Annotated in this window: 15 protein-coding genes and 1 pseudogene; 5 read left to right on the forward strand and 11 right to left on the reverse strand. The window is 42.3% G+C overall.

Annotation, left to right across the window (positions count from 1 at the left end):
* Window positions 1-51 precede the first annotated feature (51 nt).
* The 4 genes from MKX49_RS23475 to MKX49_RS23490 form a co-directional block, all read right to left on the reverse strand.
* Window positions 52-744 (reverse strand): 3D domain-containing protein, encoded by a 693-nt coding sequence (locus MKX49_RS23475; RefSeq protein WP_052137353.1) that lies wholly within the window; start codon window positions 742-744, stop codon window positions 52-54.
* A gap of 274 nt (window positions 745-1,018) precedes the next feature.
* A complete protein-coding gene (locus tag MKX49_RS23480; RefSeq protein ID WP_034310217.1) occupies window positions 1,019-1,336 on the reverse strand; it encodes a YuiB family protein in 318 nt (105 codons plus the stop codon).
* Window positions 1,337-1,443: 107 nt separating this feature from the next.
* Entirely contained in the window at window positions 1,444-1,923 is a 480-nt protein-coding gene (locus tag MKX49_RS23485; RefSeq protein ID WP_340877998.1) for an NUDIX domain-containing protein, read from the reverse strand.
* A gap of 202 nt (window positions 1,924-2,125) precedes the next feature.
* The gene (locus MKX49_RS23490; protein WP_340877999.1) at window positions 2,126-3,340 is read right to left on the reverse strand and encodes an NAD(P)/FAD-dependent oxidoreductase; all 1,215 of its coding nucleotides are present in this window, start codon (window positions 3,338-3,340) and stop codon (window positions 2,126-2,128) included.
* A 474-nt stretch (window positions 3,341-3,814) separates the two neighbouring features.
* Here MKX49_RS23490 and MKX49_RS23495 point away from each other — a divergent pair, with 474 nt between their 5' ends.
* Together MKX49_RS23495 and MKX49_RS23500 are read left to right on the forward strand one after the other, a co-directional pair.
* On the forward strand, window positions 3,815-4,807 hold the full coding sequence (locus tag MKX49_RS23495) for an NAD(P)/FAD-dependent oxidoreductase (protein WP_251540382.1): 993 nt from the start codon (window positions 3,815-3,817) through the stop codon (window positions 4,805-4,807).
* Window positions 4,808-4,959: 152 nt separating this feature from the next.
* A complete protein-coding gene (locus MKX49_RS23500; RefSeq protein WP_340878001.1) occupies window positions 4,960-5,601 on the forward strand; it encodes an SDR family oxidoreductase in 642 nt (213 codons plus the stop codon).
* A gap of 259 nt (window positions 5,602-5,860) precedes the next feature.
* Here the strand turns inward: MKX49_RS23500 and MKX49_RS23505 are convergent.
* Together MKX49_RS23505 and MKX49_RS23510 are read right to left on the reverse strand one after the other, a co-directional pair.
* Window positions 5,861-5,959: pseudogene (locus MKX49_RS23505) on the reverse strand (iron-sulfur cluster assembly accessory protein); the annotation flags it as partial.
* A 152-nt stretch (window positions 5,960-6,111) separates the two neighbouring features.
* Complete coding sequence (locus tag MKX49_RS23510) at window positions 6,112-6,426, reverse strand: YolD-like family protein (RefSeq protein ID WP_340878003.1); 315 nt, start codon at window positions 6,424-6,426, stop codon at window positions 6,112-6,114.
* Between the two features lie 264 nt (window positions 6,427-6,690).
* Between MKX49_RS23510 and MKX49_RS23515 the strand changes: the two genes are divergently transcribed.
* The 3 genes from MKX49_RS23515 to MKX49_RS23525 are packed head-to-tail and all read left to right on the forward strand — an operon-like array spanning window position 6,691 to window position 10,333.
* Window positions 6,691-8,130, forward strand: a complete 1,440-nt coding sequence (locus MKX49_RS23515) for a spore germination protein (RefSeq protein ID WP_340878005.1) — start codon at window positions 6,691-6,693, stop codon at window positions 8,128-8,130.
* Window positions 8,127-9,224: a GerAB/ArcD/ProY family transporter gene (locus tag MKX49_RS23520; RefSeq protein WP_340878008.1), complete on the forward strand. Its 1,098-nt coding sequence runs from the start codon at window positions 8,127-8,129 to the stop codon at window positions 9,222-9,224. Before MKX49_RS23515 ends, MKX49_RS23520 begins: the two co-directional genes overlap by 4 nt.
* Window positions 9,221-10,333 carry a Ger(x)C family spore germination protein gene (locus MKX49_RS23525; RefSeq protein WP_340878010.1) on the forward strand — a complete coding sequence of 371 codons (1,113 nt, stop codon included), beginning with the start codon at window positions 9,221-9,223 and terminating at the stop codon, window positions 10,331-10,333. Before MKX49_RS23520 ends, MKX49_RS23525 begins: the two co-directional genes overlap by 4 nt.
* 350 nt (window positions 10,334-10,683) lie before the next feature.
* Here MKX49_RS23525 and MKX49_RS23530 read toward each other — a convergent pair whose 3' ends face one another.
* The 5 genes from MKX49_RS23530 to MKX49_RS23545 form a co-directional block, all read right to left on the reverse strand.
* Window positions 10,684-11,547: a hypothetical protein gene (locus MKX49_RS23530; protein ID WP_340878011.1), complete on the reverse strand. Its 864-nt coding sequence runs from the start codon at window positions 11,545-11,547 to the stop codon at window positions 10,684-10,686.
* Window positions 11,548-11,610: 63 nt separating this feature from the next.
* Window positions 11,611-11,913 (reverse strand): helix-turn-helix domain-containing protein, encoded by a 303-nt coding sequence (locus MKX49_RS28490; RefSeq protein ID WP_445670144.1) that lies wholly within the window; start codon window positions 11,911-11,913, stop codon window positions 11,611-11,613.
* 444 nt (window positions 11,914-12,357) lie between these two features.
* Complete coding sequence (locus MKX49_RS23535; protein WP_340878013.1) at window positions 12,358-13,167, reverse strand: hypothetical protein; 810 nt, start codon at window positions 13,165-13,167, stop codon at window positions 12,358-12,360.
* A gap of 523 nt (window positions 13,168-13,690) precedes the next feature.
* The gene (locus tag MKX49_RS23540) at window positions 13,691-13,927 is read right to left on the reverse strand and encodes a hypothetical protein (protein WP_340878015.1); all 237 of its coding nucleotides are present in this window, start codon (window positions 13,925-13,927) and stop codon (window positions 13,691-13,693) included.
* 854 nt (window positions 13,928-14,781) lie between these two features.
* Window positions 14,782-15,360, reverse strand: a complete 579-nt coding sequence (locus tag MKX49_RS23545) for a site-specific integrase (RefSeq protein ID WP_340878017.1) — start codon at window positions 15,358-15,360, stop codon at window positions 14,782-14,784.
* Window positions 15,361-15,589 lie beyond the last annotated feature (229 nt).

Below are 15,589 nucleotides of genomic sequence, written 5' to 3' on the forward strand. Positions count from 1 at the left end.
AAATGAAACAGAAAAGGCTGCCTCAATTGAGGCAGCCTTTCACTTTCCTTTTTAAAAAGCAAAGGAAGCTACATTCTCATTCAATGTTTTCTCTGCGATTTTCGGCTTGAATACCTGCTTGATCTTGGTTTCATTCAACCTGCTTAACTGTTGTTCGGATAACTCGCCGTTCCCTTTTTGGACAACATATACTTCAAGGGTTTTCTTTCCCCAGTTCTCGTACACATCCTGTACCGTTTCGTAGTATAGATCCAGGTGATTCCCTTTGATCGCACCACCCTTGTCCGCTACAACCCCATATCCATAACCCGGAATCCAAAGGATGGTTCCGAGAGGGAATACGGCAAGATCGGCGGCAATGGTGGAAAACAAATCCCGTTTCACCTTCACCCCAGAATACGTGATTCCATAGGATGGGCTTTCCGGGTACTTTCCAGTTGATTCATACCCTGCTGTATATCCTGTAGCCAAAACTTCATGCTTCGGATATTTCGAGAGCTCGATTGCCTCCGCTATCGTTGTGGGACCATTGCTCGCGGATGCCGATGCCATTAGCGTTGCCACTTGCCCTCCACTATGAATCGCTTTATATTCGAGACCAAGCATTCGATGTTGTCTCATCGCTTCTTCAAAAGGATGATCTTCAGGCACAGCCCCAAAAACATGATTCAAGGTCGATTCGATGGCCAAGATAAATAATATGATAATAGCAACCCTCAAAAATAATGCTTTTACAATCTTCATATGTATCAATTCCACTCCTCTCACAAGGATATTTGTTCCCTTTACGGAGTGAAAGTATTCATAAAGCATGGAAAGAACCAATTTTTCTTACAAAGATTGTTGTTTTTAAAACGAAACTATTTAAGGTTGATTGGAGCGGAAGTGCGAGACTCCTGCGGGAGCAGCGGGACACGAGCATCTGGAGGGGAAATCATCCACACCGCACTACTTAGTAAATAGCAACAAAGTATGCGAAAACAAAAAGGACCGTCCATAAATGACGGCCCTTCCCTTATTAAAACATTTGATATCCTTTATTCCTTAGAATCCTGATCACCACACCAGCTAAAACCGCGCCAAGCAGCCCGCTTGATAAAATAATGATGTCTGCCGTATGCAGGGATGTAAGGTTCGTACCAAGATTGGAAAAAGATATTCCCGGATTCCTAAAATATTCTATTAGCTTTGTTTCATTGACAATGATGATGAAGACGATTGGAAATAAGAAGACCATGATCCACGAAGAACGAAAGAGCATATTCAGCAAAAAGCCAATTCCGAAAAACAATATGAAAAATAAGAGTATTGAGATAATTAAAACAGGCAATGGCATGTTATTCTTGACCCTCCTTAAAAGCGACACCTTTAGTTTACTGAAAAAATAATTGCTGCGTCAACGACTTATACCAAATAATACCGAAGAAAAGATAATTACCCAAATTACAAGAATAGTTTATATGATGTATATCCAAATTGATCTCCCGGATTCAACCCGTCAAGCATCGTCTGCATTCTTTCCTTTTTAAAAGCTAAAAGCTGTTCCAATAGTAACGATTGCTTCCCCTCCTTCATGAGTAAATCAGGGTGATAAAATTTAGCTTCATATAATTCATCCAATTGAGCATTTACTTCATAACTGAGCGGTTTAAGTAAAAATATCAACATATTATCACTTATATCCCCTTTGATGACTCCGCTTCTCACTCCTACGATGCCTTCGATTTCTGTATGAATGCCCGTCTCCTCCAGCACTTCCCTTACGACAGCTTCATCGACGGTTTCATCATTTTTGACAAAACCTGCCGGAAGCGACCATTGCCCTTTCAATCCGCCATACCTTTTGTTCACGACAAGCCACTCACCTTTATCGGATATCACAAGGCCGGACACTGCCAGCCAAACATTTTTGCAATGTTCCACCAAAACCCACTTCCCCTACATTCATTATTTAGAAAAGATGATGCCAAAGATAATTTCCTTGATCAAACTTCGTCATCCCCATTATATTCCACACAAAAAAATTGCATACTCCGCTATGACACACTCATCGATGGATGGGATGCCAATGAAAAAGCCATTCAGGGACAATCCCCAAATGGCCATTTTTGATCTATCGAAAAAATTAAAGGACGTTGAATTTACCCTTTTTAGCAACAAGTGAGGCTCCGCCAATCATTAACAATGCCCTGTTATCAACCATTTTCTTCATGAATGATGCAGTCTTACCTGTAACTTTCTTGCCGAAGACAACACCAATCGCATTATCTTCACCGAGTGAACATACCGTTCCTTTGTTTTCGAAAGTGAACGTTTCCAGGTCGCTTTCGTTACGAACCAATTTTGTCAGGTTCTTCGCAATGACCTCACCTTGCTGCATCGCTATTTGTGCAGTAGGTGGATATGGACGATTAATTTCCTCGTTGATGATCAAAGCGCAATCCCCTACGATGAAGATATCGTCATGCCCCGGTGCCCGCATGTCAAGATTCACTTTAATACGTCCGCGCATAGCTTCAAAACCGGAAGTCTCTATCACGGAGTTTCCACGTACGCCAGCTGCCCATACAACGGTGCCCGCTTTGATTTCTTCCACTTCATCTTCACCTTTTGCCACGATGATGCCTTCAGGAGTCGCCCCCTTGATCGGTGTGCCGATTTTGAATTCCACACCTTTTTTCTCAAGGTAAGATACTGCATAATCCACCAATTCCGGATCGAAGCCAGGGAGGACGGCTGGGGCTGCCTCCACACAGTACATGCGGACCTTTTGGAAATCGATGTCGTATTCTTTACAAAGTTCAGGGACACGGTTAGCCAATTCGCCAAGGAATTCTATACCCGTAAATCCTGCTCCTCCAACAACGATCGTCAAGCGGTCTTCATTCTTTTCGACCTCAGTACTGTACGTCGCGAATTGCAATTGGATATGGTCACGGATTTTACGTGCCGTGTTCACGTTAGAGATAGAGAAAGCATATTCTTTTAGCCCCTGGATTCCGAATGTTTCCGATTCAGGTCCAAGACCAATCACTAAATAATCATAAGAAATTTCGCCGTTTTCAAGGATGACTTTTTTGTTCTCCGTTTTCACTTCCAAAACGGAATCCTGGATGAATTTAACTTTGCTGTTAATGACACTTTTGATTGGATAGCGCACACGATCATGATGAAGCGTTCCAGCGGATGCTTCATGCAGCCATGTTGTTTCATAGTGGTAATCATTTTTGTTAACTAATACGATTTCTGCTTCATTTTGACCTAACGCCTTCTGTAAGCGAGTAACAGTCATCAATCCACCATAACCTGCTCCTAAAACAACGATTGTTGGCTTTTTCAAAAGTATTCTTCCACCTTTACGATATTTTCTTGTGATGCTTTCCATAACTAAAATATATTGTCTATCTTTATAATTTCCATTATAAAAAGCACTCTTATACATTTGTGACGTATTTCACGTAACACTTCATAAATGTCATAAAAAATTCATAAAAAATTTACCAAATGATATCTAAGTAAATATTAGTCTTTTTCCTTACCTTTTTCAAGTAACAAACCGAACTTTTTCGGGTTGAAATATAGCCGAAAAACATTACTTTTCACCCAGTTGCGACCATATTTATACGTTATGCTCAACATTGGCAAAGGGTAATTTCACCCAGATTTGAAAGCGGATACAAACCATTCATCACGAAAACGCACAAATATAGTCAAAACTTTCTCACTTTTCTAACTTTCTCCGTTTTTTAAAAGATCATCTATGTTAAAATAAGAGAATAAATTTCAGCAAACCTAGTATATCGGAGGGATAACGTTGGAAGTTAATGAAAAAGTTTATGATATTACAATCATTGGCGGAGGCCCGGTTGGATTATTCACTGCATTTTATGGAGGAATGAGACAGGCATCCGTAAAAATCATCGAGAGCCTGCCACAATTAGGCGGACAATTGTCGGCCCTTTATCCTGAGAAATACATCTATGATATCGCTGGTTTCCCCAAAGTGCGAGCTCAGGAGCTAGTGAATAATTTGAAAGAACAAATGGCAAAGTTCGAACAGGATGTCGTCCTGGAGCAAGCCGTTCAAGAAGTGGAAAAGCAAGCCGATGGAGTTTTCAAGTTAACGACTGATAAAGAAATCCATTACTCCAAAACGATTATCATCACAGCTGGAAATGGGGCTTTCCAACCCCGCCGCATCGAAATTGAAGATGCAAAAAAATACGAAAACGGCAACCTTCACTATTTCATCGATGACCTCAATCATTTTGCCGGCAAAAAAGTGGTGGTCTTCGGCGGTGGGGATTCAGCAGTGGACTGGGCCTTAATGCTGGAGCCGATTGCCGAGAAAGTGAGCATCATTCACAGAAGAGATAAGTTCCGTGCCCACGAACATAGTGTAGAAACACTTAAAAATTCAAAAGTGGAAATAAAGACTCCATACATACCTGCAGAGTTGATTGGTACAAACGGACGTATCCATACAATTGTCATCAAGGATACAAATGGTGACGATACAGAGACCATGGATGTAGATGCAGTCATCGTCAATTACGGCTTCGTTTCTTCTCTTGGTCCCATTAAGGAATGGGGACTTGATATCCAGAAGAACAGCATTTTGGTGAATTCCAGAATGGAAACGAATATCCCGGGAATTTATGCAGCAGGTGATATTGCAACCTATGATGGCAAAGTAAAATTGATTGCCAGTGGTTTTGGTGAGGCACCCACTGCCGTCAATCACGCCAAGCAATATATTGACCCAAAAGCAAAAGTTCAGCCGATGCACAGTTCTTCCATGTTTTAATTATATTACGCAAAAACCGGCTTTCATGGCCGGTTTTTTTTGTCCCCAATTCGATGATTGTGGATAAGTTTTTTCAATTAGTTATCCACAGTGCTTACCCTTTTCATTCTATGGGTAAAGAGTAGTAGAAGTCATGAAAGGGGAATGCATCCATGAATATTTTAATTGCAGGGGCCAACGGAACGACCGGAAAGCAGATCATTGGGGAATTATCAAAAAATCCGCAAATGACCGTTTACGGGATGATCAGGAAAGAGGAACAAGCTCAAACGATAAAAGAACTCGGCGGGCATCCAATCCTTGCAGATTTAGAGGGAAATGTGGATAAAGCAGTGGATAACATGGATGCCATCATTTTTGCCGCCGGATCTGGACCTAAAACAGGGCCGGATAAAACGACAGCTGTGGATAAGAATGGAGCCATTAAACTGGTTGATGCCGCCAAAAAGAAAGGGATCGAACGTTTTGTCATGTTAAGCTCTGTCGGTTCTGATAATCCGGAACAAGCCAAAGAAGAAATGCGCCATTATCTTGAAGCAAAACATGATGCCGATGAACATTTAAAAGCAAGCGGGCTGACATACACGATAGTCCGGCCGGTTGCTTTGACAAATGAACAAGCGATCGGAAAAATCTTTGCGGATGAGAAAGTCGATCATACTGATAAGTCCATTCCAAGAGCCGATGTCGCCTCCGTTCTTGCCCAATCTGTCACAGAGGAAAAAACGTTCAATAAAACATTCGAGATATTCAGCGGCACCCTCCCAATCAAGGAGGCCCTGAACAATATGTAAGCCAGCATGAAAAAGGGGCAGTTGTTAAATTCCCCCCTGGACTAGACTGTAGAAACATTCAAAGAAAAGCATGTTTGCCTACCGTTTTTTCTAAAAAACGTTGTAGTTGATTTCAGAAATCCAATAAGGTTTACAATAAAAAACGTAATGATAATCTAGTCTCGTGTTAGGATGAGACCATCCTGAATCCCTTTTGTCAAAACAAACTAAAGGAGGCACTTATTAAAGTGCCCCCTTTTTCCGAAGTATTGGAGTTTACTTAGCAGTTCTCCGGCGTGCCGGCGTTTTTTGCCGTTTTGAAGGAAGACCCGCAACCGCATGAAGCGATGGCATTTGGGTTTTCGATCGTAAAGCCTCCGTAATGGAAGACGCTGCCCTAACGGTAACTTAGTCGGTCACTGAACGATATATCACACTCGTATACTTTTTCGCACTTACGTATTTACCGTAACGTGTATTTTCTATTATTATAACGGCTGGCTAACCGGTGTACAAGTCCGAAGGGGAAATTTATTCCATAACTTCCACGGCAATTATGTCAGCCATCTTTACTCGCTCCACTTCGTCCGCTTTCGTTTTCAGTCGCACTTCCTTATGTATAGGATCGATGTAATGTATGCGTCCAACTATTTCGTAATTAAAACCGTCCACCCACTTCGTAATCTTCACCGCAAAATTATATTCCATTGAGTAGCAAATTCGCTGGTCGAACTCTTCATATTGAAACTCGCCTATAATGGGTTTTTGTTTGCGGTGATAATCCGTGTCCAGATCCAGGAGCATCTTCGTATATTCCGGTAGAAAGGCAGCAGGACACGAACGCACGTTCCGCAAACATACAACATCGAATTAATTCGAGCGAAGCGCACTTCAAAAGCAAAGGCTTACCCAAGCTTAGTGACTACGAATGAATCGACATATCAACATTTCCCTGCTCCCTTTTCACTTAACTCTCCAATAAAAACGGAATCAATTTCATCATCGGAGGATTTCAAGTAAGTCCAAGCCTCTCCCGTTTAAAACAGAATAGGAAAAGAAATTGTGGATAAAATATGATCAACTTTCCGTTTTGGAGAAAAGAGGAACTTTATGAAAGCCGACCGATCTCTAGACATAAACGAGAAGACGCTGCAAGGACTGCTATTCCATAGCTCGGACTTTAAAACGAGTAATTTCATGGCCAGTGAAAGACATTACCGGCTTTTTTATTTGGATACAATGATCGAGCTTCCAGTGGTACAAGACCATATTATCCGCCCTTTGCTACGCAACACGGACATCAGCGTACGCGAAGCAGTGTCCATTCTGGATTACAGCGAGACCGATCTACTTTTGGTTGCGTCGCAGGCGCTGGTCGAAGGGAAGACGGTAGTTCAAATCGAAGGCGAAGCGAAACTATATTTGCTTGGAACCGAGCTTAACAAAGAAAGAGCGGTAAACATTCCGGTAAATGAACGAGTGCTGCGCGGTTCCAACCAAGCGTTGATAGAGAACCTGGATACGAATCTCAACCTGATGCGAAAGTTGATCTCAACAACCGATTTTGTCGTAAAGTCCTATCAGCTTGGCCGGAGGTCGAATACAAAAGTTGCCGTACTTTACCTTAGTTCTCTCGCGAACGAAGATGTCATAAAGGAGTTTAATCGCAGAATTTCGAACATTGACATCGATTATCTTGAAGCACCCGGTTTTCTCCAGGAGTTGATACAAGATAAAAAATTCTCGTTGTTTCCGAAAATACTCGTAACTGAAAGACCAGACCGGGTAAGATCATATTTGATGGATGGGAAAATCGCGATTTTGACCGACGGTTCGCCAGATTGCCTTATCGTTCCAGTTTCGTTTTGGGCTTTCTTTCAAACCCCAGACGATTATCAAATTGGTTGGCTATTCGGCAGCTCCTTACGGTTTCTTCGTATCGTCTGCTTTATTTTCACGATACTCTTACCAGGTGCTTACGTCGCCCTTGTTACATTCGACCCCCGTATTCTACCGTTCGAAATTGCACTTACGCTGCAAAGCTCTATGGAATACGTAGCGATGCCACCTGTACTCGAAGCAATAACGATGCTGCTCATACTCGAAATCTTGCGAGAAGCAACAGTTCGTCTCGCAAGTCCGATTGGCCAAACCATCGGCGTGGTCGGCGGTATCGTCATTGGTACCGTCGTCGTTGAGTCCAATTTGATATCCAATATGATGGTCGTCATTGTAGCACTAACGGGAGTTACTTCTTTTATTATCCCTTCTTATGAAATGAGCAACACGGCCCGTATACTGACGTACCCTTTTATATTTATTGCTTCGTTCCTCGGGTTGATAGGTTTGGAGCTAACACTTCTCTTAATGATCACGCATTTGGCTCGAACTAACACGATGGGGATTCCGTACTTTTACCCTGGGATTAGCGGCGGTACGATTAAAGATACGTTTTTCAGGGGACCAATCAGAAGCTTGAAAAAACGTCCGAAAGAAAGCTTGGCACAAGACGAGACAAGAATTAGAGATTCAAGGTGGCCGACAAAATGATACACTTAGAAAAGATTTCCACTAACCAGCTTTTTTGCCTCGTTGTTCTGACACAAGTGGGCGTTCATGTTTTGTCGATCCCTTACCTAGAATCCCGCCACTCGGGCTACGACTCGTGGATTTCCATATTGCTCGGGGGAGTAATCGCTCAAGCGGTCATAATGATCATCTATCAACTCGGAAAAAGATATGACGATCGAACGTTGCCCCAGTACATATTCACAATCATCGGAAAACCGTTAGGATCGGTCCTGAACTTATTGTTTGCAGCGTACTGCGTACAATCTAGCATTATGGTAGTTGTTTCTTATTCCGATGTCCTCAGCCGTTGGGTGTTATTTGAGACCCCCTGGTACGTGTTAATCGGAATATCTATTGCAATTGCAGCGTATATCGCTTCATCTACTCTCCGTTCAATCGCTACAATTACGCAGACGATCATGATTATGTATCTAATTTGCTTTGTGATTATATTTATTAGTGGAATGGGAAAAGGGGACTTGCGTCATTTACTGCCTATTGGTACGCATGGGTTGGGATCGATTTTTAAGGATACTCTGCCTGCCTTTTGGGCGTACGCAGGGTATGAACTTCTCTTGTACGTTTTTCCATTCGTAAAATGCCATAAAAAGAAGGATATCCTGATTTCAATGTCTCTCGCCAATGGATTTACGACCTTTTTTTACGTATTGATATCGATTATTGTGACGTACAACTTTAGCGAAGGTCAATTAAATTCCATTCCCGAACCGATGATATTTATTCTCCGAAAATTCACATGGCCTGTCGTTCAAAATCTCGATATTTTATTTATGACAATATGGCTGTCAGTTACATCGGTAACGGTTTATGTTTATTTATTTTTATCTGCCCGTTATCTGGCTTTCGTCGGAGGCAAAGAAATCCGCAACCACCCTCTTTTGGTATGGATTTTGGCAATTGTTTGCTTCGCAGTCGGATTATTGGTCAACGACCGGCAATGGTTGTTCCGATTTTCTAACTATCATAATATTGCTACCCTCATTATCATTGCCATTGTGCCGTCCATTTTGCTTATTGTTTCATTGGCTCGGAGAAAGGAAGCGAGAGGATGAAAAAAGTTACAATTGGAATTTTGATGTTGCTGCTGTTAACTGGTTGTTGGGATCAAATGCAGCTGCGACATATCCTGTTGGTGGATATCGCTAGTATTGATCTTGATGATAAGAGCGGGAACATCATCCTTGAGTATGTCGTCACACGTCTCAAAAGTGCGGGACAAGGAGGAGGGGAGTCGAATTCGGAGATTACTGAACTTAAAGGACCCAGTATAGCCGAAGCAGTCGGTCAAAGCGAATACACAGGCCAGGCTCCTTTTTTAGGAGTGAACACGAGAATGTATGTGATTAGCAAGAGTTTCGCTTCTCATGATCCTGTTCCAAAGCTAACTTTTTTATTACAGGCCCCCTATTCGGCGATTAACTCTCCCGTAGTCGTATTTGACGGGAATATATCTAAGGTTTTAAAAACCAATTTAAAAAATAATAAAGAATTTACCAATCAGCTGTCCGAGTTTGTTTCGTCTTTGGAAGAGAACGGAATAATGTCTAACGTTTCTATGATGCGTTTTATTCAATCTAAAGGAGTAATATTGGAAGATGTCGCTCTGCCGCTGTTGAAACAATCAAATTCGGACATAGTTTTAAAAGGCGCCCAATTATTCCGTCAAGGTATGAATACTGGTGAGGAACTCGAAAAGGAACAAGTTAGAATGGTAATGTTACTGTTAGGGAGGGACCGAGGAAGGCAAAGGTTGACTGGACAAATGTCAGAAAACAGCGATGGACCGGGTAGTAATTACGCTGTGTACGTCAAGAATGTGAATTCAAATATCACAGTCCTCCCTGAAACGAACGGATTGCCAAAAGTCAATATCGGAGTCCGATTGAAAATTAATTCAATTGAATCCGGCGAGTCAGTTCAAACGCTTAACACTGTTAGTGTTAACAAGATAGAAAAAGAACTGGGCAAACATCTGGAGGAACAGGCGATAGAGACAATCAAGACTTTACAAAAAGCTAATTGTGATCTTCTGGGAATTGGAATGCACTTAAAGGCTTACCATCCAAACCGTTGGAAAACTTTAAATTGGAGTAAAGACTATCCACGATTATCAATTAAACCGAATATCGACGTAGAGATCATAAACCAGGATATCGAATAGTTCGATGGGCGCGTACTCTAATAGGGTATGCGTCATTTAAACTATTCTTATCATTCTTTCGATGAGTAAGTGATTTAAACATTAATCTCGAAACTCTGCATAATGGCGCTGATTAGGCTCGTTAAGCTAATCCCCAAACCGTCTTACTTACTGAAACTCTTTTCATAGAGTTTTCATATGGTCTTTTAGAATTTATAGTTAAATCAAAATCCATCACTAATCTCCTTTATACATTTGGCCTCATTTTCTTTCCCTCCTAAATAAAAAAGAGCCTTCGCATGAAAAAAGCGAATAGCTCCGTTTTGTCTTTATGGTTTCTACAGTATTGACCTTTTTAGCGCTCTCGTTATTTAAGCTCGCATCAGTGCCATTTTCGCTTGAGTGTAAGCGATTCTATCGTCGATATGATTTGTACGTCTCGCCTTTTCCGCCAAGCGCTCGAGGCTCTCTTGCTGCGCCGTCTTCTGCGCATCCTGCGGGCTCGGCTCGGTTACGTTTAAGGTAGCAAGCCCCTCTTCCGGATTATAGATGAAGGTCGATGCGTGGATCGAAACCTCACGTAGAGCCGTCACGACTGGTTGTGAGATGCCCGAGGATTCGATTAGTCGAGTCGCCGATTCTAAGATGCCCGCCGCTTCCTGGCCCCCTTCCGGCATTGCCTGTCTAGACGCTGTGTTGTATAGGTCTCCCAGTTCTTTACGAACCCTCATCCTCTCGATTGGAGCCGACGCATCGACCACGTAATCGGAAAGTTCGAGAATCTTACCCTTTACCTCGTTTGCTAAGGCAGGTTCGTCCGCAAGAGTTAGGAGCTCTTTTAAGGCGTCGGAAGCTCGCTTCGGTGTCACGGCGAATTTAACGTCTGCCGTAAGCTTCTCGACTTTCTGGTCGAAAAGAGCTTTCTTGTGAGGGTCTACCGGTTTGATTTCACTAATGAGTAGTTCCTCCGCAGCTTGTTTTACCATGCGTGCCGTTTCCTCCGTCCCTGCATGTAAATCCCGACTTAGTTCAAGGGCCTTCCTCTCGTAAACCTTTTGTAGCTCGGCTATTTTATTTAGCTTACCCACGTCACTTAAGTCCCGAGAGCGGTTTATATCTGCCTTTTTCTCACGAAAGGGATCGATTATCTGTTCACGGAAATATCGGGTTGTAGCGTTATGCTCTTCGTTTATGTACTCGATTAGGCCTCGCATGTCTTGTATGTTTAGTTTCATTGGTTGTTTCCTCCTAGTTATTAATAAGTTTATTTGTTGATTGCCTCGACTATATAACTCGCATTAGTTTGATACTCGACTTAATTGTCGACTGTGCCCATGCTTATTCTGTCTCCTTTTCTTTATTGCGTTAGTTTCTTTGATATTCCTTACCGCAGCATTTAATAATATGACGTCTGTCTTTAGGCTGGGCTCGATTGAGAAGTTATCGTAGAACCTCTTTGCAAATTCCTCCGGTATTTTTCGATCGCCCGTCTCATATCGAGAAATCGCTCCCTCCGAATAGCCCGTCTTCTCTGATACGTCCCTAATCGTAACTCCGAGTATATTGCGGAAGAGCTTTAATAGCTCGTTCGATAGTTGCATGTTATCTCTCCTTTATTGGGAATAAAAATCCCGTAGTAGTAAAAAAACAAGTTGTTGATTTAGTTAACAGCAGGTGTCCGGTAGAGTACTTGAGTAAGACGAGCACTCTACTAGACGGAAAAAGGATGGCATCAGGGAATGCCGGAACGGAAAGGGTAAACTTCCCTTCTCTTATAAGACGTTCTAGACCGCTTTTATTGTAGTGTCACGGAAATATTCTTACCGGAAGCACTCGGAAAACCCCAATTCGAAGTGATCCTCCGCATGAAAGATCGGCAAGGCATCGGCCCTTATTTAAATAGAAGGAACTCGGCATTTAATTGACTGTGATTATACGTGAGATACGCATAATAGGGGATGGATGCGGAAGAGAGTTGAGAGGCGGGCCGGGGTGGGCTTAAAAATGGCATTGAAGCCTCCCCAATTGCCGTAACCTCTTAATAATTAATGGAGGTTTTTCCTGTGCTGCTCGAATAGCCCTCGAACGTTCCTAGTAGTCTCATCCTCGTAGCTTTTTCGGTACATTAAATCGGGATTAATGAGGTATCGCTTTGACCCTAATGTCTGCGTTATGAGGACGGCTCCCCTACGGTTTAGTCCGCTCATGAGTTTACCTACGGTTTTCGGGTCGTGCTTGATATGGGCCGCAAGTGTTTCTCGAGACATATGTTTCGCATCTTTTTCCGTTGGATTCACGCATAAATAATAGTTCTCGTAATTGAAATGCGGGATGATTTTCCACAGAAGCCCCGCCTCTTGGATAGATAGATCGTTTACGAGGTTGCGTGATTCTACGACGAAGAGCTTCGTAAAATCCTTCGAGTTGATTTTTCCTCCGAACTGAAAGAACCGAGGATTAATGAAGAACGCATTCGCTCGTCCTTCTCTCGACCGACTTACGAGCTCGAACGATTCCAAACGGTTGAGAATATCCTTGGTTGCGGTTAGTCCCTTTTTAAAAATCTTCGAAAGGTCCTTGATTGTGAGCGACTTCCCTTCGTTTATAAGCCTTCCGTTCTCTTTCCATCGCAGAAAACCGAGAAGTCTCATCGCTGCCCCTGCTTCGATAAGCGTTAATTCGCGATTTATCTTTCGTAACTCTTGCGGAAAGCATGCGATAAAATTTGGTCCTTTGCCTTCTTCGATTGCTCTTTTCTTCGCCGCGTAACGCATTTGCTGTTCTGTTTTTGGGCGAAGCTCCTGTAATAACCACCCCGTATCCATATCTATGATTCCTCGTCTTTTTGTTTCCAACGAATTTCTCCCCTTTCGTGTTAAAGGCTTCGTGCCTTCTTATGCATTAGCGAAGGTTATTACGTTCTTGATACATAGTTTTCATCACGAAAAGAACTCTTAGATATCGAAGGCTCTTCATTCATTAATTAGTTATTTAATACTTTGGGCTTCGCCCAGCTACGGGCTCTCGCCCTCGCAATCACTATGTAATATCGTAGGTACTCGCATTCTCTTACAATAACTTGATATAGATATATCCTTGATGCGATAACAGGAGAATTTATTCGACTGTAATGTTTGTGTCCCCTAAGAATAAAGAATACACAACACACCAAAAACGCTTCAAACCCTTGGGGCCCTAAGCGCGAGACCACTTTTCACATAGTCGGGATTGGCCCTACAAAAGGCTGTTATTGGTCGGTTTTGACCCTACGATATACAATCAAAACTTCTCCAGAGACGTAAAGAAACTTATTTTCATGGTAGTTCAATAAGAGAAATGAACAAAAAAAGAACCCCTTTACAGTAAAGGAGTCCTTTTTCATTCAATTACAGTCGCAGGTTGCAATAATGCAGGGTGTTCTGCGATGTCTTGCATCGCTTTTTCTCTTTGTTTTTTTGCTGTTTCAATGTCATCTTCAACTAATGTAACACTTCCAGGTAATAGAATAACTCCTTCATCTACTGGTACTGGCGCATTTGCTAAATCAGATTGGAAAGAAGAAAGGCCAATGAAAGTGATTAACAAGCCGAATAACATAAAGAATTTCTTAAACATAATCTACCTCCTTACTATATGGATAATTATACCACTTAATAGTGTGAATGGTATAAAGTTGAAAAGGGAATTGTACATTCGTTCAATTTACCTATCGAGTTTTAAAATAGTATGCGGAATTTTTTCGAGCTGCTGCTTCGTAAGGGGTCGAGTTCAATTTCTATGTTACTAAATTTGTGTAGCAGCTGGAGCCTATTTGGGCCGGGGGCTTGGGGTAAATGGTTTTCGGAGGATTCCGGCCCGTAATCGACGCATACGGCCTCCCTACGACCTTCCACAACCGCATACAATGAAATACAATCGATAGCTTTAAAGACCGCTTAGTAACGAAGCAAGACGCTTTAAAAGGGACGTTGTAAAGCGAGCTCGGACCTTTCGAATCTGATCGCAATCCTAATCGAATCCAGATTAAAACCGAAAGACAATTATATTCTTCGAGATCAATTAAATCGATGCGATGACGATTCGTTCATTAAAGTAAAGGTGATAAGCTCGAGAGCTGCCGATCCTCACGGTTTAGAATGCGAACACCGATGCGCACGAAAAGAGATTCGGTGGTGTGCTGCTTGGTGGAGCCGTATGGCCGTGTCGTATACCACCCTATAAAAACCCCGAGGGTGATGTCCCATTTTAGGACACCACTCCCGTCCCTCTAATCATTCGATATACATTATACCCTGTGAACCCCGTATAAGCCGTATACGAGGCGATAGAGGTCCGACTCATAAAAGGTATATAGGACGTGTGTAGAGATGTTCTATAACGCCCTATATGGACGTATACGGACGTATATAGACGTATATAGACGTATACGGACGTATATAGACGTAAAAAAGAGCCGCATCTCTGCCGCCCTATAAATCTAACGCCTGTACCACTCTATCCTTTTCATCCTGTGTAATCCCGATGTAACGTAATGTCACGGAAGGGCTCGAGTGATTAAGCATGTCTTGAAGTAAAACGATGTCCGTTCCGTTCTGGTAAGCATGATATGCGAAGGTTTTCCGCAGACTGTGAGAGCCGATGTTTTTTTCTCCGAGTTGCTCCGCAGCTTCTTGAATAATCCTCCATGCTGACTTTCGGTTTATTGGCTGCGAGTTGCCGTCCTTATCTCGTTTACGACTCTGGAAAAGATAGTCGTCGGGATTTCCTTTGTAGTTATCTTTTATGTAATCAGTTAACGCTTTCTGAACTCCCTTTGACATTGAGACTTTACTATTCTTCTTCGTTTTGGTTTCCCTCAATTTAAAATGCGGGAAGAGTTTCCCGTTTGAATCCATCACGTCGCTATATCGCATAGAGAGTAAATCTGATACACGATAAGCCGTGTTTATACCTATAATAAATAACAAGTGATCCCTCGGACTTCCTGCGAGTAGTTTCTTCATTGCTGCGATTTTATTTCGGTCACGAATCGGCTCTACAAATTCCATGTTTAAAATCCCCCGTCCAATCTTCAATAAGACTAAATATGACCCAATTATAAATTATGTCTCATTCAAAAGCAAGCGACTTTCGAAAACATCCTTCGGAATCACCTTGAGCCCTTGTCGCAGTAAGGACGAGTGGTATTTATCGAATGAGACTCAATTACATTGTGTCCCATTTGAGACGGAAATTAAATAAAAAAGAACCCGAATAAAATCACGAGTTCCCTACGTT

Source organism: Peribacillus sp. FSL M8-0224 (assembly GCF_038003055.1).
GTDB lineage: Bacteria > Bacillota > Bacilli > Bacillales > DSM-1321 > Peribacillus > Peribacillus frigoritolerans.

Coding starts and splice junctions, on each gene's coding strand:
- MKX49_RS23515 (WP_340878005.1), top strand. CDS start 6,691: ATGAAAGCCGACCGATCTCTAGACATAAACGAGAAGACGCTGCAAGGA.
- MKX49_RS23500 (WP_340878001.1), top strand. CDS start 4,960: ATGAATATTTTAATTGCAGGGGCCAACGGAACGACCGGAAAGCAGATC.
- MKX49_RS23480 (WP_034310217.1), bottom strand. CDS start 1,336: ATGCCATTGCCTGTTTTAATTATCTCAATACTCTTATTTTTCATATTG.
- MKX49_RS28490 (WP_445670144.1), bottom strand. CDS start 11,913: ATGCAACTATCGAACGAGCTATTAAAGCTCTTCCGCAATATACTCGGA.
- MKX49_RS23525 (WP_340878010.1), top strand. CDS start 9,221: ATGAAAAAAGTTACAATTGGAATTTTGATGTTGCTGCTGTTAACTGGT.
- MKX49_RS23545 (WP_340878017.1), bottom strand. CDS start 15,360: ATGGAATTTGTAGAGCCGATTCGTGACCGAAATAAAATCGCAGCAATG.
- MKX49_RS23520 (WP_340878008.1), top strand. CDS start 8,127: ATGATACACTTAGAAAAGATTTCCACTAACCAGCTTTTTTGCCTCGTT.
- MKX49_RS23530 (WP_340878011.1), bottom strand. CDS start 11,547: ATGAAACTAAACATACAAGACATGCGAGGCCTAATCGAGTACATAAAC.
- MKX49_RS23475 (WP_052137353.1), bottom strand. CDS start 744: ATGAAGATTGTAAAAGCATTATTTTTGAGGGTTGCTATTATCATATTA.
- MKX49_RS23540 (WP_340878015.1), bottom strand. CDS start 13,927: ATGTTTAAGAAATTCTTTATGTTATTCGGCTTGTTAATCACTTTCATT.